General features: G+C 64.9%; 19 protein-coding genes and 1 pseudogene. 10 read left to right on the plus strand and 10 right to left on the minus strand.

From position 1 onward, the window contains the following. The first annotated feature begins 50 nt into the window (after nucleotides 1-50). Both ACZ5BO_RS17525 and ACZ5BO_RS17530 read left to right on the plus strand, forming a co-directional pair. Complete coding sequence (locus ACZ5BO_RS17525; protein ID WP_464695890.1) at nucleotides 51-1,226, plus strand: M20 aminoacylase family protein; 1,176 nt, start codon at nucleotides 51-53, stop codon at nucleotides 1,224-1,226. Nucleotides 1,227-1,251: 25 nt separating this feature from the next. Continuing rightward, nucleotides 1,252-2,574 (plus strand): MFS transporter, encoded by a 1,323-nt coding sequence (locus ACZ5BO_RS17530; protein ID WP_464695891.1) that lies wholly within the window; start codon nucleotides 1,252-1,254, stop codon nucleotides 2,572-2,574. 38 nt (nucleotides 2,575-2,612) lie between these two features. Here the strand turns inward: ACZ5BO_RS17530 and ACZ5BO_RS17535 are convergent, their stop codons facing one another. Next, nucleotides 2,613-3,230, minus strand: coding sequence for a TetR/AcrR family transcriptional regulator (locus tag ACZ5BO_RS17535; protein ID WP_025128967.1), 618 nt, complete (start codon nucleotides 3,228-3,230; stop codon nucleotides 2,613-2,615). 121 nt (nucleotides 3,231-3,351) lie between these two features. On the opposite strand from ACZ5BO_RS17535, the gene ACZ5BO_RS17540 reads away from it, so the two are divergent. From ACZ5BO_RS17540 to ACZ5BO_RS17550, 3 genes are read left to right on the plus strand one after another with little or no spacing between them, the layout of a single operon-like run. Further along, nucleotides 3,352-4,500, plus strand: a complete 1,149-nt coding sequence (locus ACZ5BO_RS17540; RefSeq protein ID WP_464695892.1) for a MexC family multidrug efflux RND transporter periplasmic adaptor subunit — start codon at nucleotides 3,352-3,354, stop codon at nucleotides 4,498-4,500. A 26-nt stretch (nucleotides 4,501-4,526) separates the two neighbouring features. Next, a complete protein-coding gene (locus tag ACZ5BO_RS17545; RefSeq protein WP_464695893.1) occupies nucleotides 4,527-7,658 on the plus strand; it encodes a multidrug efflux RND transporter permease subunit in 3,132 nt (1,043 codons plus the stop codon). 5 nt (nucleotides 7,659-7,663) lie between these two features. Further along, the gene (locus ACZ5BO_RS17550; protein ID WP_464695894.1) at nucleotides 7,664-9,061 is read left to right on the plus strand and encodes an efflux transporter outer membrane subunit; all 1,398 of its coding nucleotides are present in this window, start codon (nucleotides 7,664-7,666) and stop codon (nucleotides 9,059-9,061) included. Between the two features lie 140 nt (nucleotides 9,062-9,201). Here ACZ5BO_RS17550 and ACZ5BO_RS17555 read toward each other — a convergent pair whose 3' ends face one another. Both ACZ5BO_RS17555 and ACZ5BO_RS17560 read right to left on the minus strand, forming a co-directional pair. Next, nucleotides 9,202-9,762 carry a TetR/AcrR family transcriptional regulator gene (locus ACZ5BO_RS17555; RefSeq protein WP_025128964.1) on the minus strand — a complete coding sequence of 187 codons (561 nt, stop codon included), beginning with the start codon at nucleotides 9,760-9,762 and terminating at the stop codon, nucleotides 9,202-9,204. Nucleotides 9,763-9,891: 129 nt separating this feature from the next. Then, nucleotides 9,892-10,155, minus strand: a complete 264-nt coding sequence (locus tag ACZ5BO_RS17560) for a hypothetical protein (RefSeq protein ID WP_025128963.1) — start codon at nucleotides 10,153-10,155, stop codon at nucleotides 9,892-9,894. A 165-nt stretch (nucleotides 10,156-10,320) separates the two neighbouring features. Here ACZ5BO_RS17560 and ACZ5BO_RS17565 point away from each other — a divergent pair, with 165 nt between their 5' ends. From ACZ5BO_RS17565 to ACZ5BO_RS17580, 4 genes are all read left to right on the plus strand, one after another. Next, the gene (locus ACZ5BO_RS17565; protein WP_029978409.1) at nucleotides 10,321-10,839 is read left to right on the plus strand and encodes a sigma-70 family RNA polymerase sigma factor; all 519 of its coding nucleotides are present in this window, start codon (nucleotides 10,321-10,323) and stop codon (nucleotides 10,837-10,839) included. Nucleotides 10,840-10,900: 61 nt separating this feature from the next. Continuing rightward, a complete protein-coding gene (locus ACZ5BO_RS17570; RefSeq protein WP_256244351.1) occupies nucleotides 10,901-11,839 on the plus strand; it encodes a FecR family protein in 939 nt (312 codons plus the stop codon). 118 nt (nucleotides 11,840-11,957) lie between these two features. Beyond that, on the plus strand, nucleotides 11,958-14,753 hold the full coding sequence (locus tag ACZ5BO_RS17575; protein ID WP_464695895.1) for a secretin and TonB N-terminal domain-containing protein: 2,796 nt from the start codon (nucleotides 11,958-11,960) through the stop codon (nucleotides 14,751-14,753). A gap of 1 nt (nucleotide 14,754) precedes the next feature. Then, complete coding sequence (locus ACZ5BO_RS17580; protein WP_464695896.1) at nucleotides 14,755-15,855, plus strand: cytochrome-c peroxidase; 1,101 nt, start codon at nucleotides 14,755-14,757, stop codon at nucleotides 15,853-15,855. 126 nt (nucleotides 15,856-15,981) lie between these two features. On the opposite strand, the gene ACZ5BO_RS17585 is transcribed toward ACZ5BO_RS17580, so the two are convergent. The 6 genes and pseudogenes from ACZ5BO_RS17585 to ACZ5BO_RS17610 all read right to left on the minus strand — a co-directional run bounded on the left by ACZ5BO_RS17585 (nucleotide 15,982) and on the right by ACZ5BO_RS17610 (nucleotide 20,665). Further along, nucleotides 15,982-16,641 carry a glycosyltransferase family 2 protein gene (locus ACZ5BO_RS17585; protein WP_025128958.1) on the minus strand — a complete coding sequence of 220 codons (660 nt, stop codon included), beginning with the start codon at nucleotides 16,639-16,641 and terminating at the stop codon, nucleotides 15,982-15,984. Further along, a complete protein-coding gene (locus ACZ5BO_RS17590) occupies nucleotides 16,638-17,237 on the minus strand; it encodes a class I SAM-dependent methyltransferase (protein ID WP_464695897.1) in 600 nt (199 codons plus the stop codon). Before ACZ5BO_RS17590 ends, ACZ5BO_RS17585 begins: the two co-directional genes overlap by 4 nt. After that, a complete protein-coding gene (locus ACZ5BO_RS17595) occupies nucleotides 17,234-17,998 on the minus strand; it encodes a PIG-L deacetylase family protein (RefSeq protein ID WP_025128956.1) in 765 nt (254 codons plus the stop codon). Before ACZ5BO_RS17595 ends, ACZ5BO_RS17590 begins: the two co-directional genes overlap by 4 nt. Further along, nucleotides 17,995-19,020 carry an acyl-CoA dehydrogenase family protein gene (locus tag ACZ5BO_RS17600; RefSeq protein ID WP_464695898.1) on the minus strand — a complete coding sequence of 342 codons (1,026 nt, stop codon included), beginning with the start codon at nucleotides 19,018-19,020 and terminating at the stop codon, nucleotides 17,995-17,997. Before ACZ5BO_RS17600 ends, ACZ5BO_RS17595 begins: the two co-directional genes overlap by 4 nt. A 122-nt stretch (nucleotides 19,021-19,142) precedes the next feature. Next, nucleotides 19,143-19,748, minus strand: a pseudogene (locus ACZ5BO_RS17605) (DNA polymerase ligase N-terminal domain-containing protein); the annotation flags it as partial. 554 nt (nucleotides 19,749-20,302) lie between these two features. After that, the gene (locus ACZ5BO_RS17610; protein ID WP_025128953.1) at nucleotides 20,303-20,665 is read right to left on the minus strand and encodes a DUF5064 family protein; all 363 of its coding nucleotides are present in this window, start codon (nucleotides 20,663-20,665) and stop codon (nucleotides 20,303-20,305) included. A 277-nt stretch (nucleotides 20,666-20,942) separates the two neighbouring features. On the opposite strand from ACZ5BO_RS17610, the gene ppk2 reads away from it, so the two are divergent. Next, nucleotides 20,943-21,764, plus strand: coding sequence for a polyphosphate kinase 2 (gene ppk2, locus ACZ5BO_RS17615; RefSeq protein WP_025128952.1), 822 nt, complete (start codon nucleotides 20,943-20,945; stop codon nucleotides 21,762-21,764). Nucleotides 21,765-21,929: 165 nt separating this feature from the next. On the opposite strand, the gene ACZ5BO_RS17620 is transcribed toward ppk2, so the two are convergent. After that, the gene (locus ACZ5BO_RS17620; protein WP_464695899.1) at nucleotides 21,930-22,508 is read right to left on the minus strand and encodes a hypothetical protein; all 579 of its coding nucleotides are present in this window, start codon (nucleotides 22,506-22,508) and stop codon (nucleotides 21,930-21,932) included. Nucleotides 22,509-22,588 lie beyond the last annotated feature (80 nt).

Consider the following 22,588-nt stretch of genomic DNA (forward strand, 5'->3'; position numbering starts at 1 on the left):
ACCGGTTCAATGGCGGTGCCAGCCTTCCTTGACGCTCAGGACATAACCCCATGCATAAAACCTGGATAACCCCCGGCATCGCCGATATCACCCCGGCCATGATCGAACTCAGGCAGGCGATCCACGCCGAGCCCGAGCTGGGCTACGAAGAATTCCTCACCCGGGAGCGGGTGATCCACCACCTGCGCGAATGGGGCTACGAGGTCCATCAGCACCTGGCCGGCACCGCGGTGGTGGGCACCTTGCGCAATGGCAGCGGGCCGTCCCTGGGGCTGCGGGCAGAACTGGATGCCTTGCCGATACAAGAACAGGGGCAACAACCGTGGCGCAGCCGCACCCCCGGCAAGATGCACGCCTGTGGCCATGACGGGCACATCGCGATGCTGCTGGCCGCAGCCTGCGAACTGGCCCGGGAACGGACCTGGCGCGGCACCCTGCACCTGTTCTTCCAGCCGGCGGAGGAGGGCCACGGGGGTTCCGGGGCCAAGCGCATGCTCGATGAGGGCGTGTTCGAACTGTTTCCCTGCGCTGCCATCTTCGCCTTGCACAATTCACCGGGCATGCCGCTCGGCCAGTTCGGAGTGCTCGGCGGGCCCTGCATGGCCTCGACCGACAGCATACGCATCCTCATCCATGGCACCGGCGGGCATGGCGCCATGCCGGACAAGGCGGTGGATCCGGTGCTGGTCGGTGCGTCCCTGGTCATGGCGTTGCAGAGCGTGGTCTCGCGCAATGCGCCACCCAGCGAAACCGCGATTATCACCGTCGGTGCGTTTCTCGCCGGTGATGCGCCCAACGTGATCCCCGAGCAAGCGGAGCTGCGCCTGAGTGTCCGGGCGCTGCAGCCCCAGGTGCGGCAGATGCTCAGACAACGGATCGAGGACCTGGCACGCCTGCATGCCCAGGGTTATGGCGCCAGGGCCGAGGTGATCGTTGGCGAAGGTTATCCGGTGCTGGTCAACGATCCGAGCGCCAGCCACCTGGCCGCCGAGGTGATCCGCGATTGGCTGGGCGAGCAGGGCCTGGTGCAGGGCATGCGCCCGATATGCGCCAGCGATGACTTCGCCTACTGGCTGGAACAGGTGCCGGGCTGTTACCTGCTGATCGGCAACGGCGACGGCGTGGGCAGCTGTGAGGTGCATAACCCGGGGTATGACTTCAATGACCAGGCCCTGCCGTTGGGGGCCAGTTTCTGGGTCCGGCTGGCACAGCGTTTTCTGGCCTGAATCGACAACCTGAGAGGATCCGTTGATGACAACAAAAGCAACAACAACCCTGCTCGAAACCTGCACCGAATCAAGCCCGCCGAAGAATCCCCGGGCCATTGCCGTGATCTGCGTGGGCAACGCCCTGGAGTTCTACGACTTCCTGGTCTACAGCATGCTGGCGACCCTGATGGCCCGGCTGTTCTTTCCCTTTGGCGACCACTCGCTGATTCCCCTGATGCTGTCACTGGCGGTGTTCGGCACCGGGTTCGTGATGCGCCCGCTGGGAGGCCTGGTGATCGGCCTGTACGCCGACCGCGTGGGCCGCAAAGCGGCATTGCGCCTGACCCTGTGGCTGATGGCCATCGGCTCGTTGCTGTTCACCGTGGCCCCCACCTATGCCCAGGCCGGGCTGTTCGGGCCGGCCGTGATCATCGTGGCCCGGTTGATCCAGGGGTTTGCCGTTGGCGGCCAGATCGGCACCTCCACCACCATGCTGATGGAGTATGCGGACAAGCATTCACGGGGCTACTACTGCAGCTGGCAAACCTTCAGCCAGAGCCTTGGTATCGTCTTTGGCGGGGTACTGGTGATGGGCCTGAGCAATCTGCTGACGGCAGAAGCGATGGACAGCTGGGGCTGGCGACTGGTCTTTGCCATCGGCATCCTGGCGATTCCGGTCAGCGAATACATCCGCCACCGGCTGCAGGAGCCCGAGGTGCACCGCAACCTCGTCCGGCACCAGCAACGGCCCAGCAGTTCCAGCCAGGTGCAACTGTTGCTGGCGCATCCGCGGCAGATCCTCGCCGGGGTGCTGCTGGTGATCGGCGCCACGGTGCCGATCTACACCATCCAGTTCTACCTGGCCAACCATGCCATCAGTGTGTTGGGCATGCCCCTGGGCGTGGCGACCTGGGCCGCGATCTTCGCCTGCCTGCCGCCGTTGCTGCTGTCGGCCCACGCTGGCCGTCTGAGTGATCGCATCGGGCGCCGCAAGTCGATCTTCTGGCCATTGCCGATTCTGCTGGTGGCGATCTATCCGGCGTTCCTGCTCATCAACCAGCACCCGAACATCGGAGTCCTGTTGCTGGTGGTGACCTTGCTCAGCATCCCCTTGACCTACACCATCGTGCCTAACTTGGCGATCCTGCCGGAGCTGTTTCCGGTGCAGATCAGGGCCAGCGGCATGTCCATCGCCTATTGCGTGGGGGTGGCCCTGTTCGGCGGCTTTACCCAGCTCTTCGCCACGGGCCTGGTCAGTCTCACCGGCAATCCGAATGCGCCGGCCTGGTACATGTTTGCCGCCATTGTGCTGTCCCTGGTGGGGCTGAAACTGGCCCCTGAAACCGCAGGCAAGGAACTGGACTGAGTGCAAGCTCAGGGATGAGCCCCAGGCACACAGCCTGGTCAGCGGGCCTGCTCGCCAGGCCCGTCCTGCAAGGCCCCATGCAGAAACATCCGCAGCAATGCGTCGGCCGAATTGGCGCTGGCTGCACGCCCGCGGCGCTCGGCATCCACCATGCCGTAGATCAAGGTGATGAAGAGCTCGGTGAAGATCGCCGCGGTGATATCGATGCGCAGTATTCCCTGCTGCTGGCCCCGCAGGAAAAAATCGTCAAGGGCATCGAGGTAGAACCGCCAGGGCGAATCTTCGCCGCTCACTTCAAGAAAATCCGGGCGGTAGCGGGCAATCAGGAAGGCCAGCAGCTCCCGGTGCGCCAGGTGTTCGTCGATCAGCCACGCCAGGGCCTCGAGGGGCGCGGCCTGCTGCAATCGAGCATTGTCGATGATGCGTTCGAGCACACCCCGGGCATGGGCTTCCAGCCTGTGCCCGAGGTTTTCCCGGGTGCCGCAGAAGCGGTGCAGGGTGGCCTTGCTGACCCCGGCCAATTGCGCCAGTTCACGCATGGTGGCCCGAGGACGGTCGATAAAGGCCAGGGTCAGGCGCTTGAGAAGACGCTCATCATGAGGCTGTGCAGCCTGGGCGATTTGCGCTGGGCGTGAGGAATTGACGAACGCGTGCATGTCGAGGGTCGTTCTCCAAGGTGAAGAGGCGAAGCCTTAAATATTTCATATGAGACATATTTGACTCATCAGGATTTGAAAAGTACCATTCGAGCCGTTTCCAGACAAGGCCGGGTGATACATGGGCAATTTGCGTGCAGTAGGGATGGCCGGCTCGTTGGCAGTCGCCATCATGTTGGCCGGATGTGGACCGGCAAGTGAACAGCAGGAAGCCGCCGAAGTAGCGTTTCCGGTACAAGTGGTCGCCGTGGTGGCCGAGCCCCTGACGTTGGTGTCGGAACTGCCTGGGCGGGTCGAACCGATGCGGGTTGCCGAGGTGCGGGCCCGGGTCGCAGGCATCGTCCTGCACAAGCGTTTCGACGAAGGGGCCGACGTCAAGGCCGGCGATCTGCTGTTCCAGATCGATCCGGCGCCGCTCAAGGCGGCGCTGTCCCGGGCTGAGGCCGAGCTGGCCCGCACCCAGTCGGTGGTCCTGGAGGCCCAGGCTCGGGTCAAGCGTTATGAGCCACTGGTGAAGATCGAGGCGGTCAGCCAGCAGGACTTCGACACCGCCAGTGCTGATTTGCGCAGTGCCCAGGCGGCCACCCGTAGCGCCCAGGCCGACCTGGAAAACGCGCGCCTGAACCTGGGCTATGCCTCGGTGACCGCGCCGATTTCCGGACGGGTCGGGCGAGCCCTGGTGACCGAGGGTGCGCTGGTGGGGCAGGGCGAGGCGACCTTGATGGCGCGTATCCAGCAGTTGGATCCGATCTACGTCGACTTCAACCAGTCTGCCGCCGACGCCTTGCGCCTGCGCCAGTCCTTCAAGGATGGCAGCCTGGCAGCCGGCGATAGCCGTGCCTTGTCGATCCGCGTCGACGGCACCTCCTATGAGCGCCAGGGCGCGCTGCAATTCACCGATGTAGCGGTGGACCGCAGCACTGGCCAGGTTTCCCTGCGGGGCAGGTTCGACAACGCCGACGGCATCCTGCTGCCGGGCATGTACGTGCGGGTGCGTACCCCGCAGGGTACCGACAACCAGGCGATCCTGGTGCCGCAGCGGGCAGTCCAGCGCGGCGGTGACGGCAACGCCCGGGTGCTGGTAGTGGACGAGGACGGCCGGGCCCAGGTGCGCGGGGTGCGCACCGGAACCATGCAGGGTTCGCGCTGGCAGATCAGCGAAGGGCTCAAGAGCGGTGACCAGGTCATCGTTGGCGGTAGTGCAGGCTTGCAGCCGGGCACCAAGGTCGCGCCGCAGCAGGCGCTTGAGCAACAGGCCCTGGGTCATTGAGACCCGGATCGCCACGAGGATCAGCAATGTCTCTGTTTTTTATCAAGCGCCCGAACTTTTCCTGGGTCATGGCGCTGTTCATCTCCCTGGCTGGCCTGCTGGTGATTCCAGCACTGCCCGTGGCCCAGTACCCGAATGTGGCGCCACCGCAGATTACGGTCACTGCCACTTATCCCGGCGCGTCGGCGAAGGTGCTGGTGGATTCGGTCACCAGCGTGATCGAAGAGTCGCTCAACGGCGCCAAGCACCTGCTGTATTTCGAGTCGACCAACAACTCCAACGGCGTTGCTGAAGTGCTGGTGACGTTCGAGCCCGGCACCGACCCGCAACTGGCCCAGGTGGATGTGCAGAACCGCCTGAAGAAGGCCGAGGCGCGCATGCCCCAGGCCGTGCTGACTCAAGGCATCGAAGTCGAGCAGACCAGTGCCGGTTTCCTGTTGATCTATGCCCTGAGCTACAAGGACGCCGCAGCCAATTCGGATACCACCGCCCTGGGCGACTATGCTGCGCGCAACATCAACAACGAGCTGCGCCGCGTCCCGGGGGTGGGCAAGTTGCAGTTCTTCTCCTCCGAAGCGGCCATGCGGGTGTGGATCGACCCGCAGAAACTGGTGGGCTACGGCCTATCCATCGATGACGTGAGCAACGCCATTCGCGGGCAGAACGTGCAGGTACCGGCCGGCAGCTTCGGCGGTGCTCCCGGCAGTTCCGAGCAGGAGTTGACCGCAACCCTGGCGGTGAAGGGCACCCTGGATGACCCGCAGGAGTTCGCGCGGATTGTCCTGCGGGCCAACCAGGATGGCTCCCGGGTCGTGCTCGGCGATGTCGCGCGCCTGGCCATCGGCAGCGAGAGCTACAACTTTTCCTCGCGCCTGGACGGTAAACCAGCGGTGGCAGGCGCCATCCAGCTGTCACCGGGGGCCAACGCGATCCAGACCGCCGCGGCGGTGAAGGAGCGCCTGGCCGAGTTGTCGGCGTATTTCCCGGAAGGCGTGGAGTATTCCGTGCCCTATGACACCTCGCGCTTTGTCGAGGTGGCGATTGAAAAGGTCATCTACACCCTGATCGAAGCCATGGTCCTGGTGTTCCTGGTGATGTTCCTGTTCCTGCAGAACGTGCGCTACACGCTGATTCCGTCGATCGTGGTGCCGGTGTGCCTGGCCGGCACCCTGGCGGTGATGTACCTGCTGGGGTTCTCGGTGAACATGATGACCATGTTCGGCATGGTCCTGGCCATCGGCATCCTGGTGGACGACGCCATCGTGGTGGTGGAGAACGTCGAGCGCATCATGGCCGAAGAAGGCCTTTCGCCGGCGGCGGCCACGGTCAAGGCCATGGGCCAGGTGTCGGGAGCGATCATCGGCATCACCCTGGTGCTCTCGGCGGTGTTCATGCCGCTGGCGTTCATGTCCGGCTCGGTGGGGGTGATCTACCAGCAGTTTTCCCTGTCCCTGGCGGTATCGATCCTGTTCTCGGGTTTCCTCGCGCTGACCTTCACCCCGGCGCTGTGCGCCACGCTGCTCAAGCCGATCCCCCACGGGCATCACCACAAGGGCGGGTTCTTCGGCGCCTTCAACAACGGCTTCACTCGCCTGACCCAGCGCTACTCGCGGATGAACAGCGCGCTGGTGGCCAAAGCCGGGCGCTGCATGCTGGTGTACCTGGGGGTGGTGGTCTTGCTCGGATTCTTCTACCTGCGCCTGCCGGAATCCTTTGTCCCGGTGGAAGACCAGGGCTACGCCATTGTCGACGTGCAACTGCCACCCGGCGCGAGCCGCAGTCGCACCGACCAGACCAGCCAGGACCTGGAGCGTATGCTGATGGCCCAGGAGGCGGTGGCTTCGTCTTTCCTGGTCACCGGTTTCAGCTTCTCCGGCATGGGCGAGAACGCCGCGCTGGCGTTCCCGACCTTCAAGGACTGGTCGGTACGGGGCAAGGACCAGTCGGCCGCCGCCGTGACTGCCGCGGTGAATGAGCAGTTTTACGGCTATGGCGATGGCACCATCACTGCGGTGACGCCACCGCCGATCGACGGCCTGGGCAGCTCGGGCGGTTTCGCCCTGCGCCTGCAGGACCGTGCGGGCCTGGGTCGCCAAGCCCTGCTGGATGCCCGCGATCGCCTGCTGATGCAGGCCAACAGCAACCCGAAGATCCTCTACGCGATGATGGAAGGCCTGGCCGAGGCTCCGCAGTTGCGGCTGGACATCGACCGCGAGAAAGCCCGGGCCCTGGGCGTTACTTTCGAGACCATCAACAGCACCCTGTCCACGGCGTTCGGTTCCGCGGTGATCAACGACTTCTCCAACGCCGGGCGCCAGCAGCGGGTGGTGGTGCAGGCCGAGCAGGGCGAACGGATGACCCCGGAAAGTGTGCTCAGGCTCTATGTGCCCAATGCCAGTGGCGAGCAGGTGCCCCTCAGTGCTTTCGTCACCACCCACTGGGAGGAAGGCCCGGTGCAACTGGTGCGCTACAACGGCTACCCGTCGATCCGGATTTCCGGTGACGCCGCCCCAGGTTTCAGTACCGGCCAGGCCATGGCCGAGCTGGAACATCTGATGGCCGAGCTGCCGGCGGGCATCGGCTATTCGTGGACCGGTCTGTCCTATCAGGAAAAGCTCTCCAGCGGCCAGGCCACGCAGCTGTTCGCCCTGGCGATCCTGGTGGTGTTCCTGCTGCTGGTGGCGCTCTACGAGAGCTGGGCGATTCCCTTGACGGTGATGCTGATCGTGCCGATCGGCGCCCTGGGTGCGGTACTGGCGGTGATGCTCGCCGGCATGCCCAACGACGTGTACTTCAAGGTCGGCCTGATCACCATCATCGGCCTGGCGGCGAAGAACGCGATTCTCATCGTCGAGTTCGCCAAGGAACTGTGGGAGAAGGGCTACAGCCTGCGCGACGCCGCCATCGAGGCCGCACGCCTGCGCTTTCGCCCGATCGTCATGACCTCCCTGGCCTTCATCCTCGGCGTGGTGCCCCTGGCCCTGGCCACCGGTGCCGGGGCGGCGAGCCAGCGGGCCATCGGCACCGGGGTGATCGGCGGCATGCTCAGCGCGACCTTGCTGGGGGTGGTGTTCGTGCCGATCTGTTTTGTCTGGGTCCTGTCGCTGCTGCGCTCCAAACCCGCCACCGTCGAACAACCGGCCCCGGGCCTGGAGTGATCCCCATGCGTATTGCCGTTTTGCCCCTGTGGTTGCTGGTGCCCCTGGTCCTGGGGGGCTGCTCTCTGGCCCCGACCTATGAACGCCCGGTCGCGCCGGTGGCCGAGCACTGGAGCGGCGCCCGCCCATCCGTCTCGGCCGCCAGCGAGCTGGATTGGCAGAGCTTTATCCTCGATCCGCAACTGCGGCGCCTGGTAGGCACCGCACTGGACAACAACCGTCCGCTGCGCCAGACCCTGCTGGACATCGAACAGGCCCGGGCGCAGTACCGCATCCAGCGGGCCGAGCGGGTGCCGGGGCTGAGCGCCAGCGCCAGCGGCAATCGCCAGCGACTGCCGGCGGACCTGGCCAGCAACGGCCAGTCCGGGGTTGCCAGCACCTATCAGGTGGGCCTGGCACTGCCGGAGTACGAGCTGGACCTGTTCGGCCGGGTCAAGAGCCTCAGCGACGCGGCATTGCAGCAGTACCTGGCGACCGAGGAGGCCGCCCGCGCAGCCCGCATTGCCCTGATTGCCGAGGTCAGCCAGGCCTACCTCAGCCATGACGGCGCCCAGCGGCGCTGGCTGCTGACCCAGCAGACCCTGGCCAGCCGTGAAAGCTCCCTGGCGCTGATCAGTCAGCGCCGGGCCAGTGGGGCCGCCACCGCCCTGGATTACCAGGAGGCCCTGGGGCTGGTGGAACAGTCCCGGGCCGAACAGGAAAGCAACCTGCGCCAGAAACAACAGGCATTCAATGCCCTGGTGCTGCTGCTGGGCACCGCTGATGCGGTGCACTCCATTGCCCAGGGGCCGCACTCGCAGCCGATGCTGGTACAGGACATCGCGCCTGGTGCGCCTTCGGCGCTGTTGGAACAACGCCCGGACATCCTGGCTGCCGAGCATCGCCTGCGGGCGCGCAACGCCGATATCGGTGCGGCGCGCGCGGCGTTTTTCCCGCGGATCAGCCTGACCGGCAGCCTCGGCACCTCCAGTGCGCAGGTGTCCGGCCTGTTCGACGGCGGCTCGCGCTCCTGGAGCTTCGTGCCGACCCTGTCGCTGCCCTTGTTCGATGCCGGCCGCAATCGCGCCGGACTGAGCCTGGCCGAAGCCCGCAAGGATTCTGCCGTGGCAGCCTATGAAGGCACGATACAAGTGGCCTTTCGTGAAGTCGCCGATGCCCTGGCGGCCACTGATACCTTGCGCCGCGAAGAGGCCGCACGGCGCGCCTTGGCCGGCACCAGCAGTGCAACGCTGAAATTGGCCAAGGCCCGTTATGAAGGAGGGATCGACAGCCATCTGCGCTACCTCGATGCGCAACGCAGCAGCTTCGTCAACGAATCCGCGCTGATCGAGATCGGCACCCAGCGGCAGATTGCCCTGGTGGACCTGTTCCGCTCCCTGGGCGGAGGCTGGCCGGCGCAATAGACCGATGGCCATGGGCGATCGGTAACCGCTCCTTTGGTTGGCCGCATCCAACCAATTTTAGCCCTGTGGGTCCTTGACTCACGGGGCTCTTTTTTTCTACCGGGGACGGCGATCGGGGAGGCAGGGCAGGGGCGATGGCATCATTGAGGGCGAGGAACGAGGGCGCCATGAAGGAACAGCTGTTCCAGTACATTCAATGAATTGGCGCTGGCGGCCCGTCCGCGGCGTTCGGCATCGACCATGCCGAAGATCATGGTCAGGAACAGCTCGGTAAAGACCGCCGCAGGGATGTCGATGCGAAACACCCCCAGCTGCTGACCGCGCAGAAAGAAGGCATCCAGGGCATCGCAATAGCCCTGCCAGCGGTCGTCGTCATCCGAGCAAAGCGTGTCGGGGTGGTACTGGAACAGCAGGAACATCAACATTTCACGGTGGGTCAGGTGTTCGCTGATCAAGGCCCGCAGCGCCGCCAGCGGTTCACCGTGCTCCAGGTCGATCGCCGCAATGATCCGGTTGAGTATGGTTTCACCATGGTTCTCCATCATCTGCACCAGGTTGTCACGGGTTCCGCAGAAACGGTGCAACGTGGCCTTGCTGACCCCAGCGGACTCGGCCAACTCCTTGAGCGTCGCCCGGGGGCGGTCAACGATGGCCTGGGCTAATGCCTTGATGAGTCGTTCGTCTTGGGGTGTCAGGTGCATCAGTGAACCTCGAATCCATATTCAGATGCATGCATTGTGCAGAAAAACCCGGGTGCTTCAACGCCAATGACCCTCTGGATCAGAAAAACCCCAATGCACGACGCTGCATCCATGCCAAGTGTGACGGGCTCACGGGGCGCTGCTGTCCTCCTGGGACGGGGCCAGCCATGACGCGATCACCCGCCGGTCCAGTTCCTCCCATTGCGCCATGCCCAGCACCCGGGTGGTGTTCAGCCCGCGCAAGTAGCCCCGCAACTGGTAGGCCACGGCGCGCCGGGTTTGCGGGTCGGCGCTGCCTGCATTGAGCACGGTTTCATACTCGACCAGGTATTCGGCCACGCGCTCGCGAAATTCCGGCAGGACAGCATCACGAATCAAGTCAAACGTTCGCACAGGGAGGATCCTTTTTTTAGTTGTAGTTGGGCTGCCAGCCAGTCTGCACGTGGCGTGGCTATGGGTTCAAGCGTCAGTGGCAGGGACCGTGCGCATAGGTTTGTAGTTGATAATCATTTGCAGTTAAGGGCAGAATGCCGACCCCCTCGTCTGATCCAGCCTTGAATGATCGCCGCCGTGTCTTGCCCCAGCGACAAACTCGAGCTCTACCTTTCCCATCGCGCTGCGCTGGTGGACTACTCGGCCCCCATCGTCGGCTGCCGGGCTCAAGCCGAGGAGGTGGTCCAGGAAGCCTGGCTGCGTTTCTGCGGCCAGGCCCCAGGAGGAGCCCAGCCGAACAACCCGGTGGGCTACCTGTACCGTATCGTGCGCAACCTGTCCTTCGACCTGCTGCGGCGCTCGACCCTGGAAAACCGCCACCCCGATGGTGGCGAGTTGCTCGACGAGTTGCCATCGACCGCACCTTCGCCGGAACATCAGGCGTTGCACCGCGACCAGTTGCGCTTGCTGCAGGACGCGCTGACGCTGCTGCCGGAGCGCACGCGCCGGGCCTTCCACATGCACCGCCTGCAGCACATGACGTTCCAGGAAATCGCCGTTCAATTGCAGATTTCCACCAGCTTGGCGCACCAGCTGGTGCGGGACGCACTGACCCATTGTGCGGAGCACCTGGCCGATGACTGAGACTCCCTTGTCTTCCCCTGTATCCGCTCCACTGCAGCACGACCCTATATGGCAGGCAGCCATGGACTGGCTGCTGCAATGCCGCGCCGCGCCCGATGACCTGTCGCTGCACCAGGCCCATGCACGCTGGCTGGCCGCTGATGAGCGCCATGCCGCCGCCTGGCGCAAGGCCGAGAAAGTCTGGCTGCTCAGTGGTCTGCTGCAGCCACTGGATACGCCCGAGCCGCAACCTGTGCCAGCCAGCGTGCACAAACTGCGGGGCCGGCGCCACGGGTGGCGACGTGCAATGGCCGCCGCCGCGCTGGCGGCCTGCGTACTGTTGCTGGTCGGGCGAGCACCACCGGCCGACCTGGCCAGCCCCGTCGGCGAGCACCGACAGCTGCGTCTGAGTGATGGCAGCCGCATCGAACTGGGCAGTGACAGTGCCATCCGAGTGGCCTTCGAGCCGGGTACGCGGGCCGTGACCCTGCTCAGGGGGCAAGCGTTCTTCGAGGTCAGCCACGACGCCGCGCGCCCGTTCACGGTGCAGGCTGCAAACGTGACGGTCAGGGTCGTAGGGACTGCGTTCGATGTGGACCTCAGCCGCCATGCCGTAGAGGTGGCAGTGCAGAGTGGCGCAGTCCAGGTTCGTGATGGACGCGGCGAACTGGCGACTCCGGCCCTGGGCCCCGGCGATAGCCTGCGCCTTGGCCTGGACCACAGCCCGCCACAACGCGGTCGACTGTTGCCTGGCCAGGTTGCCCCCTGGCGCCAGTGGCAGTTGCTGGTCAATGACCGGCCGCTGTCCGAGGTGATCGAGACACTGCGCGACTATTACCCCGGCGTACTGCTGTTGACGGACTCCGCCCTGGGCGAGCGGCGCATCACCGCTTCGCTGAACCTGCGCTCGCCGGTCAGCGCGCTGCAGCTGGCCATCGCACCGCTGGGCGCGCATCTCAGGCAGTGGGGGCCGTACCTCACTCTGATCGATGAAGAGCCCCAGGCGCCGGTAAAACAATAATTTTCAAAAACTTCTGGAAGTTCGCGATCGCCGTTCGTTTATTGCCCCGTTGAGTTAATCGTAAGCATTCTCATTAACAGGTGCGTATTGTTCGCACTGAACGGGGAGTCACCAGAGCATGTCCATTCGCCCCCTAGCAAGTTTTCAGGGTTGCCGGCGCAGCGCGCGTCTACTTTGGCTGTCGGTTGGGTTGTCGGTGTCGTTGCCGCTGCTGGCCGCTGATCCGCAAGCGCGGCACAGCATCGACATTCCGCGCCAGCCCCTGGGTGCGGCGCTGATGGCGCTGGCCCAGCAGACCGGCCTGCAGATCAGCGTCGAGAGCCAACTGTTGCTCAACCTGAAGGCTCCGGCAGTGCAGGGCGAGTTGAGCGTCGATCAGGCGCTGGCGAAACTGCTCAAGGGCAGCGATCTGGAATGGAAGTACATCGGCGACGATGCCCTGCTGTTGCAACGAGTGACCCGCCCGCGTACCGACCCGATCCGCCTGGGCAATACCAAGGTGCCTGGTGAATGGTTGCTGCCCCAGGGTGAAACCCGCGTGGATCGCGCGACGATCGAAGCGATGCCGGCCGGCAATGGCGACATCACCAGCCTGCTGCGCAGCCATCCCAACGTACAGTTCGACGACGCCCAACTGAGCAGCAAGACACCCGGTGAAATCAGCCCGGCCAACATCAGCATCAACGGTGCGCAGTTCTACCAGAATGCCTTCCTGGTGGATGGCATCAACATGAACAATGACATCGACCCGGCCGAATACCGGGTGCAATTGCTGGACGCGGTGCCGGGGCGCAGCCAGGGCCTGGCACTGGACACCGACCTGCTGGAGAACATCACGGTCCTGGACAGCAACGTGCCGGCGGCCTATGGCGGCTTCAACGGCGGCGTCATCGATGCGCAAACCCGCGCGCCGACCCAGGCCCTGCACGGCAAGTTCTCGGTGCAGACCACCCGTTCCGCCTGGACCAAATACCACGTCGACGCAAGCGAAGAGCAGCGCATGGAGAATTCCGGCTCCCCCGACGAGCAGCCCAGGTTCAACAAGGTCACCGTTCGCGGCACCCTGCAGGGGCACCTGACCGAGAATTTCGGCCTGCTCGGCAGCTTCAGTCAGAAGCGCTCGACCATCCCGCTGGGTTTCTATTCCTATACCAACGTCGACGAAATGGGCTTTCACGAGGAGAAGCAGGAACGGCGCATCGACAACTACTTCCTCAAATCGGTGTGGCGAGCCAGCGATCAGCTCACTGTCGAGACCAGCGTGACCCATGCGCCGGAGGAGAGTCATTACTTCCGCGCCAACGTCGCCAACTCGGGTTACGACAACAAGGTCGGCGGCACCCAGCTGAACCTGCGCACAATATGGGACGGCGAGCTGGCGCGGGTCGAACAGCACCTGGCATGGAGCGGCCAGGAACAGAGCCGCCAGTCGGACTCGGCCGACTACTGGAACTGGCGCAAGTCGGCCACCAAGGACTGGGGCATCGGCAACAAGGCCACCTCCAACACCCTGGAAGGCGGTTGGGGGGATATCGAGCAGCAGCAGCGCACCTGGCAGTACAAGCTCAATGCCGACTGGCGCAGCGTTGACTGGTTGGGCATGACCCACCGCCCGCAGACCGGCCTGGAGTTCTCCCGCCAGTACGTGCGCTACGAGCGCCTGACCGACAGCAGCACCTATGTTGCCCCCGCGGCCACCAAATCCTGCACCAACAGCGCCGGGGTTACCGACAACGTTGCCTGCAACATGGGCCAGACCCTGAACGGCTGGGCGGGCCAGTACATGAAAAGCCGTACCCGCTACGCGCCCGGCGAGTTCGACTTCACCACCACTTCCTGGGGCAGCTGGTTGCAGGACGAGATCAGCATCGGCCAACTGACCCTGCGCCCTGGCGTGCGCGTGGACAGCGACGACTACATGGACAAGACCACCTGGGCGCCGCGCTTCTCCCTCGAATATGACCTGTTCGGCGACCGCACCACCTTGCTCAATGCCGGGATCAACCGTTACTACGGACGCAGCGTCAGCAGCTGGCAGCTGCAGGACGGGCGCAATCGCCTGCGCTTCAGCGAAACCCGCGACAGCCTGGACAAACCCTGGGTGGTCAAGTCCAACGCCGCCAACCAGGTGCGTTTCAATCAGCTGGACATTCCCTACGACGATGAGCTGATGCTGGGGGTGGTGCAGCAATGGGCCGGGGTCGAATACGCCCTCAAGTATGTCAAGCGCAAGGGCCGCGACCAGGTGGTGCAGGTCTCCGGAAAGACCTTGGGCGAGCCCTCCACGGACCCGACGCTGGCGAGCAACTACACCACCTACACCAACGACGGCAAAAGCGAGACCGACACCTACACCCTGACGGTGACGCCGCTGCAACGCTGGACCCTGCTGGGCACCCAGACCGGGGGACAACTGGCCCTCAACTGGACCGACAGCAAGGCCTCCGCGCCGACCTACGTCGCTGCCGAAAACCTCTACTACCAGAACAACGTGATCCAGTACCAGGGCAGCTTCATCAACTATGACGACCGCCCGGCCAGCAACTTCAACCGGCCCTGGACGGCCCGCCTGACCACCATCACCGAGATCCCCCAGGCCAACCTGCAATGGAGCAACTTCTGGCGCTACCGCGCCGGCTACAAGCGCATTGGCGACACGGGGCGCAATGTGGACTACATGGGGACCTCGGTGGACGTCTGGGAGGAACAGAAATTCCAGGCCGCGCTGACCTGGGACACGCGCCTGGGCTGGCGCATTCCCACCGCCAAGGACCAGACGGTGTTCGTCAATGTCGATGTGTTCAACGTGCTCGACAAGAAGTCGGTCAATGCCAACCAGCTGGTCAACAGCAACTCGGTCTCGACCTATGAGGTGGGCCGCCAGTACTGGCTCGAAGTCGGGTACGCGTTCTGAGATGCGCCGGTCTCTGAAGCGTCTTGTGGTCATGCTCGGCATGCTGCTGGTGCTCGGGCCGCTGCCGGTGCTGGCCTGCACACTGAGCGAACCGGCTTGCCTGCGCGCGATGTACAGCCGGCCCTCCGCACAGTGGCCGGCGCCCCAGGTGGATGCCGGTGTGGCCTGGCAAGAGCTGGCCCCGTTGCCCGAGCGGGCGCCGGCTCCGGAACACAACCCCTACACCGAGCAGAAGGCCGAACTGGGCCGCCAGCTGTTCTTCGACCCGCGCCTGTCGCGCTCGGGGCAGATCGCCTGCGCCTCCTGCCATGAGCCGGACCTGGCCTTTGCCGACGGGCGTCGGGTTTCCTTCGGGCATGACCGGGCAGCGGGCCGGCGCAATGCGCCGAGCCTGGTGACCAGCGGCCTGGCCGGGCATCTGTTCTGGGACGGGCGCGCCGACAGCCTGGAGATGCAGGCCCTGATGCCGGTGGTCGACCCCAAGGAGATGGCCTTCAGCGTCGCGGAGCTGGTGGCCCGGCTGCGTGACAGCACGGACTATCCGCCGCAGTTCGCCAAGGTGTTTCCCGGACAGGCGCTGGGTGCCGAGCAGGTGGCGGCGGCATTGGCGACTTATCAGCGCGGACTGCTGCGGGTTGCACAACGCACGCCCTTCGAGCGCTTTCTGCGGGGCCAGGCACAGGCGCTCAGTGACCAGCAATTGCAGGGGCTGCACCTGTTTCGTACCAAGGCCCGCTGCATGAACTGCCACTTCGGCCCGGGCCTGCAGGACAACCGCTTCCACAATGCAGGCCTGACCTTCTATGGGCGACGCCGCCAAGACCTGGGGCGCTATGAGGTCACCGGGCTGGCGCAAGATGTCGGGCGTTTCCGTACGCCTTCACTGCGCCTGGTGAGTCGTACCGGCCCCTGGTTCCACAATGGACTGGCCAGCAGCCTCGAGCAGGTGCTGCTGTTCTACAACAGTGGCATGCCCAGGCCTGTTGCGAAGGGGGAACAACTGCACGATCCGAAGTTTCCCGTGACCTCGGCGCAGTTCCAGGTGTTGGCCCTGGACCGCACCGAGCTGAAGGCACTGAAGGCTTTTCTGCAGGCCTTGTGAGCGAGCCACGTTCAGTGCCGGGCGGCGCCATGCTCCGAAACAAGCGGCCGGCGCTGTCTGTCCCTTCAGCACCTGGCCCTCGATGGGCTCCCTGCCGGGTGGAGTCCGCCCCATCTGGCAGGCCCGTTACCCCTGGCCTGCCAGGCTGCTGAGGAAATCACCGAATCCGCCTTGCACCCGACAGTCACTGCGGCTGCTGGTGGAGACACTGTTGCGTGCGGTCCAGACGATACGGGCACCGCTTTGCTGCAGGTCATTCACCAGTTGCACGTCCTCGTGCAGCGCCAAGGCCTGGAAACCGCCGACCCGAGCATAGGCGCGGGCGCAGATGCCGAGGTTGGCGCCATGGATATGCCGATGCCCTTCGCGATCTTGGTAGTGGGCCTGGTAGCGTGCCCGCAGGGCGGCCCCCTGGTGGGGCTGCCAGGCTTCGATATGCACGGTGCCGCACACCGCATCGGCGGCAAAGGCCAGCTGGCACAGGAGCCAGTCGGCCGGTACGCAGCTGTCGGCATCGGTAAACGCCAGCCAACGCGCCCCGCGCTCGAGCATCAAGGCCGCGCCGGCGCGACGAGCCTGGCCGACATTGCGCGCCACCACCTTGAGCACCTCCACCCCATGGGCACGCGCCACCGCTTCACTGGCGTCGCTGCAATCATCGAGCACCACCACTGTCTGCACCTCCTCGCCGCTGACCGATGCCCCAAGGGTGGCCTGGGCCAGGGCCCGCAGGCAGCGGCCGAGCAGTTGTTCTTCGTTATGGGCAGGGATGATCACGGCAATCATAGGCAGGCCTCGTTCAGGTCAAGGGCACAAGGCTGGGCACACCAGCACTCAAGAAGAAAATCCGTCTCCTCGTGGTACAGGCTACGGTGCAGCGCCAGGCGCTCGGCCAGCAGTTGGTGGACCTGGCGTCCGGTTTGCGGGCAGCCTTCTATGGGGTGCAGCCAATGGCAGAGCAGCAGCGCGCCATCCGCAGCCAGGCTGGCAGCGGCGAGTTGCAACACGTGGCTCCACGCGGCGGGGTCGAGGTAGTAGCCGATTTCGCTCAGCACGATCAGGTCGAACTCGCCATCGGGCCAGTCATCCGGCAGGCTGCCTTGCACAACGCGGGCGTTCGGCCAGGGACGCAGGCGCTCGGTGGCCAGTGTCACCGCCTTGGCGTTGAGGTCCTGGCACAGCAGGTATTCGCAGCGTTCGGCGAGCCCGGCACTGAGCTCGCCGTTGGCACAGGCGGGCTCGAACACCCGCCGGTAGCGCTGGCGAGGCAGGCTGGCCAGCAGCAGCTGGCGTTTGCGCTTCTCGTACCAGCGGCTGCGGAAGGCCCAGGGGTCATCGTCGTGCTTGAAGAGTTGTTCGAAGTAGTGCGCCGGTACGCTCATATGAACACCAGTTCAAAGGGTTGCAGCAGGCGGGCCAGGGCCTCGTGCTCGAGGACCGGCGGGGTCTTGCCGTCGGCCTGCACCTGGCTGGCATGGGCGGCGATGGCGTGTTGCTTGCGGGCCAGTACATCGCGCGGCAGAAACAGTTTGCGGGCCCGTTGCCAAGGCAGCCGTGGGTCGTTCGGGTGCGCCCAGTGCCAGGCCCAGATGGGCACCTCGATCAACTCGGCAGCGCTGATCCGGCAGGCCTGGGCGCAGGCCCGGCCTACGGCTTCGTGGTCACAATGGCCGTCCTGGCGCCAAGTGCTCAGCACCCGATCGCCGGGTTGCAGCAACGTCCGCAGGTGGTCCCCGAGCCAGCGCTCGCGGCTGGCCACGGCGCTGTCCGCCAGGCCCAGGCGCAGCCAGCTCAGCTGGGGCAGGTGCAAGCCCAGGCGGCGCAAGGCTTCGGCACTCTCGCGAGGGCGTTGCTGGCGCAGGCGCCCAGGGTTCCAGTGGGTGGAATTCGGGTGGCTGGCTTCACCGTCGCTGACTGAAACCAGCAGCACCTCGGTCTCCCTGCCGGCCATGCCGGCGAGGATCCCGCCACAGCCAAGGATTTCATCGTCCGGGTGCGGGGCGACCACCACCAGGCGGCAGCCGGGAGGCAGCAGCTGCTCATGCCGGATCGCTGGAGTGGCCTGCAGCAACCCGCAGGTCTGCCACTGGGCCAGCGGCGTTCCCGGCGCCTGGATCGGGTTCAACACCGGTTGCTGGTTCATAGCGGCCACTCCCTGTGGGCGGTCCCAGGGAGCTGTCGGCCAAGCTCCGCGAGGTCACGTTCGGCATGGCTCTGGCGCATGAACACCGGCAGGTCGGCACTCAGGCGGGCAAAGTGGCTGTTGCGGCACAAGGGCGTCGCCCCCAGGGCTCTGCCGACATGCCTGAGGACTCTGTCGGCGGCGTCTTCGACCTGGGCCCGCAGGCGCCGGACCGGCAGTTGCGCATCGCGCTCGGGCTGTTCGTCGATCCACGCCGCGGTTTCGCGCAAGGCTGCCCGGGCGCCGGCCAGAGCGGCATCCACTGCTCCCAGGTGAGCCAGGGCGTGCGGGTCGGCGCGCCGCTCGCAGTGTTCCAGCAGGTATCCGCCCAGGGCCTGGGCCGCACCGTACCAGCACGCGGCGATGCCGGCGCCACCGTGCCAGAAACCCGGCCGTGACAAGTACTCACCGCTGCTGCCCACCAGTTGTCCCTGGCAGGCATCGAGCTGGACATCGACGCTTGCCGTGCTGGCCATGCCCACGGCCTGCCAGCCTTGCTCAAAAGTGCGCAGGGAAGGCTGGTCCAGCCTGACCGCAACCAACTGTGGGCACTGTTGCTCATCCCAGGCGGTGACCAGGGCGCAATCGAGCTGCAGCGCCCCCGAGCACCAGGCCTTGCGCCCTTGCAGGCGCACCTGGTGACCGTCGCGGGCGACGATGCGCACTCGTGCGCTGGGCGGCTCGGCTGCCCAGACGCCCCAACTGCCGGTGATGTCCAGATGGCTGGCAGCGCACTCATCGATGATGGCCAGGGCATCGGTATGGCCTTCGAACAGCTTGGCCAGCGCCAGGTCGGCACCGGCGACCTCGGCCAATACCCGCCAGCGCTGCAGAGTATGGCCCTGGCCGGGCAGGGGCAGTTGATCGAGGCCGCAGGCCCTGCACTGATCAAGGCAGCGCTGCAATTGCGGGTCCAGGTCCAGGTCCAGGCCCTGGGGCCGCTGGGCGAAAACCTGGAGGAAGGACAGGGTGGCTGGGTTCATCGGGGCAACTCCAAGATCGGCTTCTGCTCATTCGCGGTGCTTTTTTGCAAGCGGCGCAGGTTCAGGGCCACCAGGTACCACTGCCCCACGAGCCGCGCCCAGAGCAGGCCGACCAGGTTCCATCGGCTAACGCCCCTGGACTGCGGTCTGGACGACTGGCTATTGGGCGCCAGCCAGGTGCGCTCGCTGAGTACGCTGTGGGGGCGCGCCTGCAGAATGTCGTAGTCTTCCTGCTGGCGGGCCTGGGGATCGGCAGACTTGACCAGCAGCCACTGCTCCTGGTTGCCGGCCATGCGGGTCCGGAACAAGCTCCAGTTGCCCAGAAGCTTTGCCCCTTGCAGGCGAAAGCGCAGCCTACCGTTGGCATACCCCTGATGCGGGTCGCCCTCGGGAATCCAGACCCCACGGTCCCAGACAATCACCTCGCCCGCGCCGTAATGACCTTCAGGGATGCGCCCTTCGAAATCGACGTAGTCCAGCGAATGATCCTCGACATGCACCGCCAGACGCCGAACCCTGGGGTCCAGGGACGGCCCCTTGGGAATCGCCCAGCTCTTCAGGGCACCGTCCAGCTCCAGGCGAAAGTCATAGTGCAGGTGGCTCGCGTCATGCCGCTGGATGCAGTACTGCAATGCCTTTGCCGGGCCACCGCGAAGCGACTTGCTGGCAGGCTGCGGCGTGGCGTCGACGTCGTGTGGGTGCGGGTGCTCATCGAGGGGCTGGGCCATTGAGATACTCCAGAGAGCGTTGTCTAGCGTTGGGCGAACCGGCTTCTATTGCTTGGGAAAGTCCGGGGAGGGCGGAGTTCAATCTGCTTGCCTGGCCTGTGTCGGCCGCGCTGGCCGTTGCAGGCGCGGCCGATAAGAATCACCGGCCATTGGCGGGAGAGGGCGCGGTTCGGCACATCACCCGTGCGGGACGCAGGAGCGCTCAGCGATTGAGCAAGGCCCGGGCAATGGCCTGTTCGAAGTAGGGGCGACGCTGGGGGGCGCCTGACGATGGAGCCCCGGTCCAGGCAAAGGTTTGATTTTTTGCCCGCCCTGCGGACGACAGGGGGCAGGGGGCCGAACCCGCTGCAGCGCCGCGCAGACCTGGCGGCAATACCCCGGGCAGTTGTTCAAGATCTACGCCATACCCTAGGGGAACCGGCAGCAACGGACCGGCTCACCCTGATCCGTCTACCGATCCGGGAAATCCCCGCAGCGGCTCCGAGAGGCTGCCCCGGCAGCAACTGCAGCCCCCCGTGATGCCGCGGCAACGGATCTAAGACCGCTGCAGCGGCTCATTCCAGATGTTCAGGGTTGACCGGATCGCCAGACTTCATGTTCAGCTGTACCCGCACATCTTCGAACATGGCGTCGTAGTGCTTGTGGATCGAGCCGATGCTGCTCATGGCCTTGGGAATGCCGTATTTCTCGGCGATCTTGGTCACGTTGCTGGCGAAGTTGTAGGCCTGGTCCTTGGGCAGGTAGAAGGTTTCCTTCAGCTCCTTGCCCTGGATGCTGCCATGCATGGTGAACAGCATGCCCTTGCCTTCCCTGGGGTCCTGGGTGACTTGGTAGTCGATGCACAGGTTGTAGCTGACGTCGTCCTTGTTCAGCGCATGGCGCTCGATATGCAGGTGTCCGGGTTCGAACGTAGCCATTGTCATCTCTCCTCGCGATAGACCCAGATGATCTACTTTCATCTGGACGTTAGTGTGTTTTGAGGCTTTGTAAAGTGCGATTCGGGGGCCAGGAATTGCAAGGGTTTCCCGCGAAATCACGGCCCAGAATCGTCAGCGGACTGTTTCGCACTACACTCAAACCGGCCCGCGCCGACAGAGGTTTTCCCTGTGCCCGAGCCGGACATACGCGACCAGAGTCTGGACCTTCAAGCCTGGTCATTGTCAACCAGTGACCTGTACTTGTGAGGCTTTGACCATGGCAAAAGGTAAGAAGCTCGCCGCAAAGGGCACCAGCCCCCAACGCTCCAGGCTCAAGAACAAGGACTACCTGGCTCACCTGCAGCAGCTGCATGTGGAGTTGGTCAAGTTGCAGCAGTGGGTGATGCACAAGGGCATCAAGATCTGCATCATCTTCGAGGGGCGCGACGGTGCCGGCAAGGGTGGGACGATCAAGGCGCTTACCGAGCGGGTCAGCCCGCGGGTGTTCCGGGTGGTGGCGTTGCCTGCGCCTACCGATCGGGAAAAGAGCCAGATGTACCTGCAGCGCTATGTGCCGCATCTGCCCGCCGCCGGTGAAGTGGTGATCTTCGATCGCAGTTGGTACAACCGGGCAGGGGTCGAGCGCGTGATGGGGTTCTGTACTCCAGCCCAGGCCGACAACTTCCTCAAGTCCGTACCGCTGGTGGAGCGGGCCATCGTCGACTCGGGGGTGATCCTGCTCAAGTACTGGCTGGAGGTCAGCGAGGAGGAACAGACCCGCCGGCTTCAAGCGCGGATCAAGGACGGGCGGAAAATCTGGAAGCTGACGCCTATGGACCTCAAGTCCTATAGCCGTTGGTATGACTACTCGCGGGCAAGGGACGCGATGATCAAGGCCACCGACACCGAGTACGGCCCCTGGCTGGTGGCCGACTCCAACGACAAGCGCCGGGCCCGGCTCAACATCATCACCGACTTGCTCAGCCGCATTCCGTACAAGGCCGTGCCCCGCGCCAAGGTGACCCTGCCCAAGCGCCAGAAGCCGGACGGCTATCGCGAGGCGGACTATCCGTACCGGCATATCCCGGAGAAGTTCTGACAGCCTGTGCCAATAGCCGCGGCCCCAGGCCCTGTGCTTATCCTCAGCGCAGGGCAGGGGCATGAGCGGTGTCTATGGCCGATCCGCGCGCATGCCTTTCCAGCGCTCGTCCGGCGCCACGCGCCTGCTCGACCGCGCCCGGCGGTTGCGGGCGCATGCACGTGCCTAGCGTGAGGTTTTGACTTTCAGCACTTCGGTGTAGATGGCATCGACGGTCTGACCGACCTGGAGTTTCTTCATGCGGACCTGGAGGTCAGGATCCTCAACCTTGAGGACCCTGACTTTGCCTTCCGGCGGCAGCAAGGTCACCTCATGCTGGTTCAAGTCGATCTGGGTGATCTTCGAGGTGACCTTGACCCGGCGAATAGCCTCGCCACCCGGGTTGGGATTGTCCGGGGTGGCACGCACCGTCACCGTTTCGTTGCTGACCCCGGGGGCGCCGCCAACGTTGGTGTCGAGCACGTAGGCGACCGAGCGCATGACCTGTATGTCGACCTTGTCGCCGACTTTCAGGTTGTGCAGGGCCTTGGCCTGGTCCGTGAGCTGGATCGGCACCGGGCTCTTGTCCAGGCCTTCTACCGTGACCTGGTAGTTGGCCGGGTCCACCGCCAGAACCTGGGTGACGATATGCCCCTCCATGGCTTGGCTGCCCAGGGGGATGTCTGCGGCATGAGCGCTCAGGCTCCAGGTGAACAGGGTCGAGGCGAAGGCACCAGCGTACGCAAGCGTGCGGAGCGGTTTCATAGGGTTGCTTTCCATGTGGTGGAGAAGATCCGGGGACGGCGCACAAAGTGCGCCTGTCAGAGCATAGACATTGATTGGCG

The organism is Pseudomonas sp. FFPRI_1 (assembly GCF_055384485.1).

What these genes read in the sequence shown, in the direction of transcription:
- ACZ5BO_RS17540 (WP_464695892.1), top strand. Translation starts at nt 3,352, where the DNA reads ATGGGCAATTTGCGTGCAGTAGGGATGGCCGGCTCGTTGGCAGTCGCC.
- ACZ5BO_RS17525 (WP_464695890.1), top strand. Translation starts at nt 51, where the DNA reads ATGCATAAAACCTGGATAACCCCCGGCATCGCCGATATCACCCCGGCC.
- ACZ5BO_RS17595 (WP_025128956.1), bottom strand. Translation starts at nt 17,998, where the DNA reads ATGAACCAGCAACCGGTGTTGAACCCGATCCAGGCGCCGGGAACGCCG.
- ACZ5BO_RS17570 (WP_256244351.1), top strand. Translation starts at nt 10,901, where the DNA reads ATGGACTGGCTGCTGCAATGCCGCGCCGCGCCCGATGACCTGTCGCTG.
- ACZ5BO_RS17600 (WP_464695898.1), bottom strand. Translation starts at nt 19,020, where the DNA reads ATGAACCCAGCCACCCTGTCCTTCCTCCAGGTTTTCGCCCAGCGGCCC.
- ACZ5BO_RS17535 (WP_025128967.1), bottom strand. Translation starts at nt 3,230, where the DNA reads ATGCACGCGTTCGTCAATTCCTCACGCCCAGCGCAAATCGCCCAGGCT.
- ACZ5BO_RS17530 (WP_464695891.1), top strand. Translation starts at nt 1,252, where the DNA reads ATGACAACAAAAGCAACAACAACCCTGCTCGAAACCTGCACCGAATCA.
- ACZ5BO_RS17565 (WP_029978409.1), top strand. Translation starts at nt 10,321, where the DNA reads ATGATCGCCGCCGTGTCTTGCCCCAGCGACAAACTCGAGCTCTACCTT.
- ppk2 (WP_025128952.1), top strand. Translation starts at nt 20,943, where the DNA reads ATGGCAAAAGGTAAGAAGCTCGCCGCAAAGGGCACCAGCCCCCAACGC.
- ACZ5BO_RS17575 (WP_464695895.1), top strand. Translation starts at nt 11,958, where the DNA reads ATGTCCATTCGCCCCCTAGCAAGTTTTCAGGGTTGCCGGCGCAGCGCG.
- ACZ5BO_RS17550 (WP_464695894.1), top strand. Translation starts at nt 7,664, where the DNA reads ATGCGTATTGCCGTTTTGCCCCTGTGGTTGCTGGTGCCCCTGGTCCTG.
- ACZ5BO_RS17585 (WP_025128958.1), bottom strand. Translation starts at nt 16,641, where the DNA reads ATGATTGCCGTGATCATCCCTGCCCATAACGAAGAACAACTGCTCGGC.
- ACZ5BO_RS17620 (WP_464695899.1), bottom strand. Translation starts at nt 22,508, where the DNA reads ATGAAACCGCTCCGCACGCTTGCGTACGCTGGTGCCTTCGCCTCGACC.
- ACZ5BO_RS17580 (WP_464695896.1), top strand. Translation starts at nt 14,755, where the DNA reads ATGCGCCGGTCTCTGAAGCGTCTTGTGGTCATGCTCGGCATGCTGCTG.
- ACZ5BO_RS17545 (WP_464695893.1), top strand. Translation starts at nt 4,527, where the DNA reads ATGTCTCTGTTTTTTATCAAGCGCCCGAACTTTTCCTGGGTCATGGCG.
- ACZ5BO_RS17555 (WP_025128964.1), bottom strand. Translation starts at nt 9,762, where the DNA reads ATGCACCTGACACCCCAAGACGAACGACTCATCAAGGCATTAGCCCAG.
- ACZ5BO_RS17610 (WP_025128953.1), bottom strand. Translation starts at nt 20,665, where the DNA reads ATGGCTACGTTCGAACCCGGACACCTGCATATCGAGCGCCATGCGCTG.
- ACZ5BO_RS17590 (WP_464695897.1), bottom strand. Translation starts at nt 17,237, where the DNA reads ATGAGCGTACCGGCGCACTACTTCGAACAACTCTTCAAGCACGACGAT.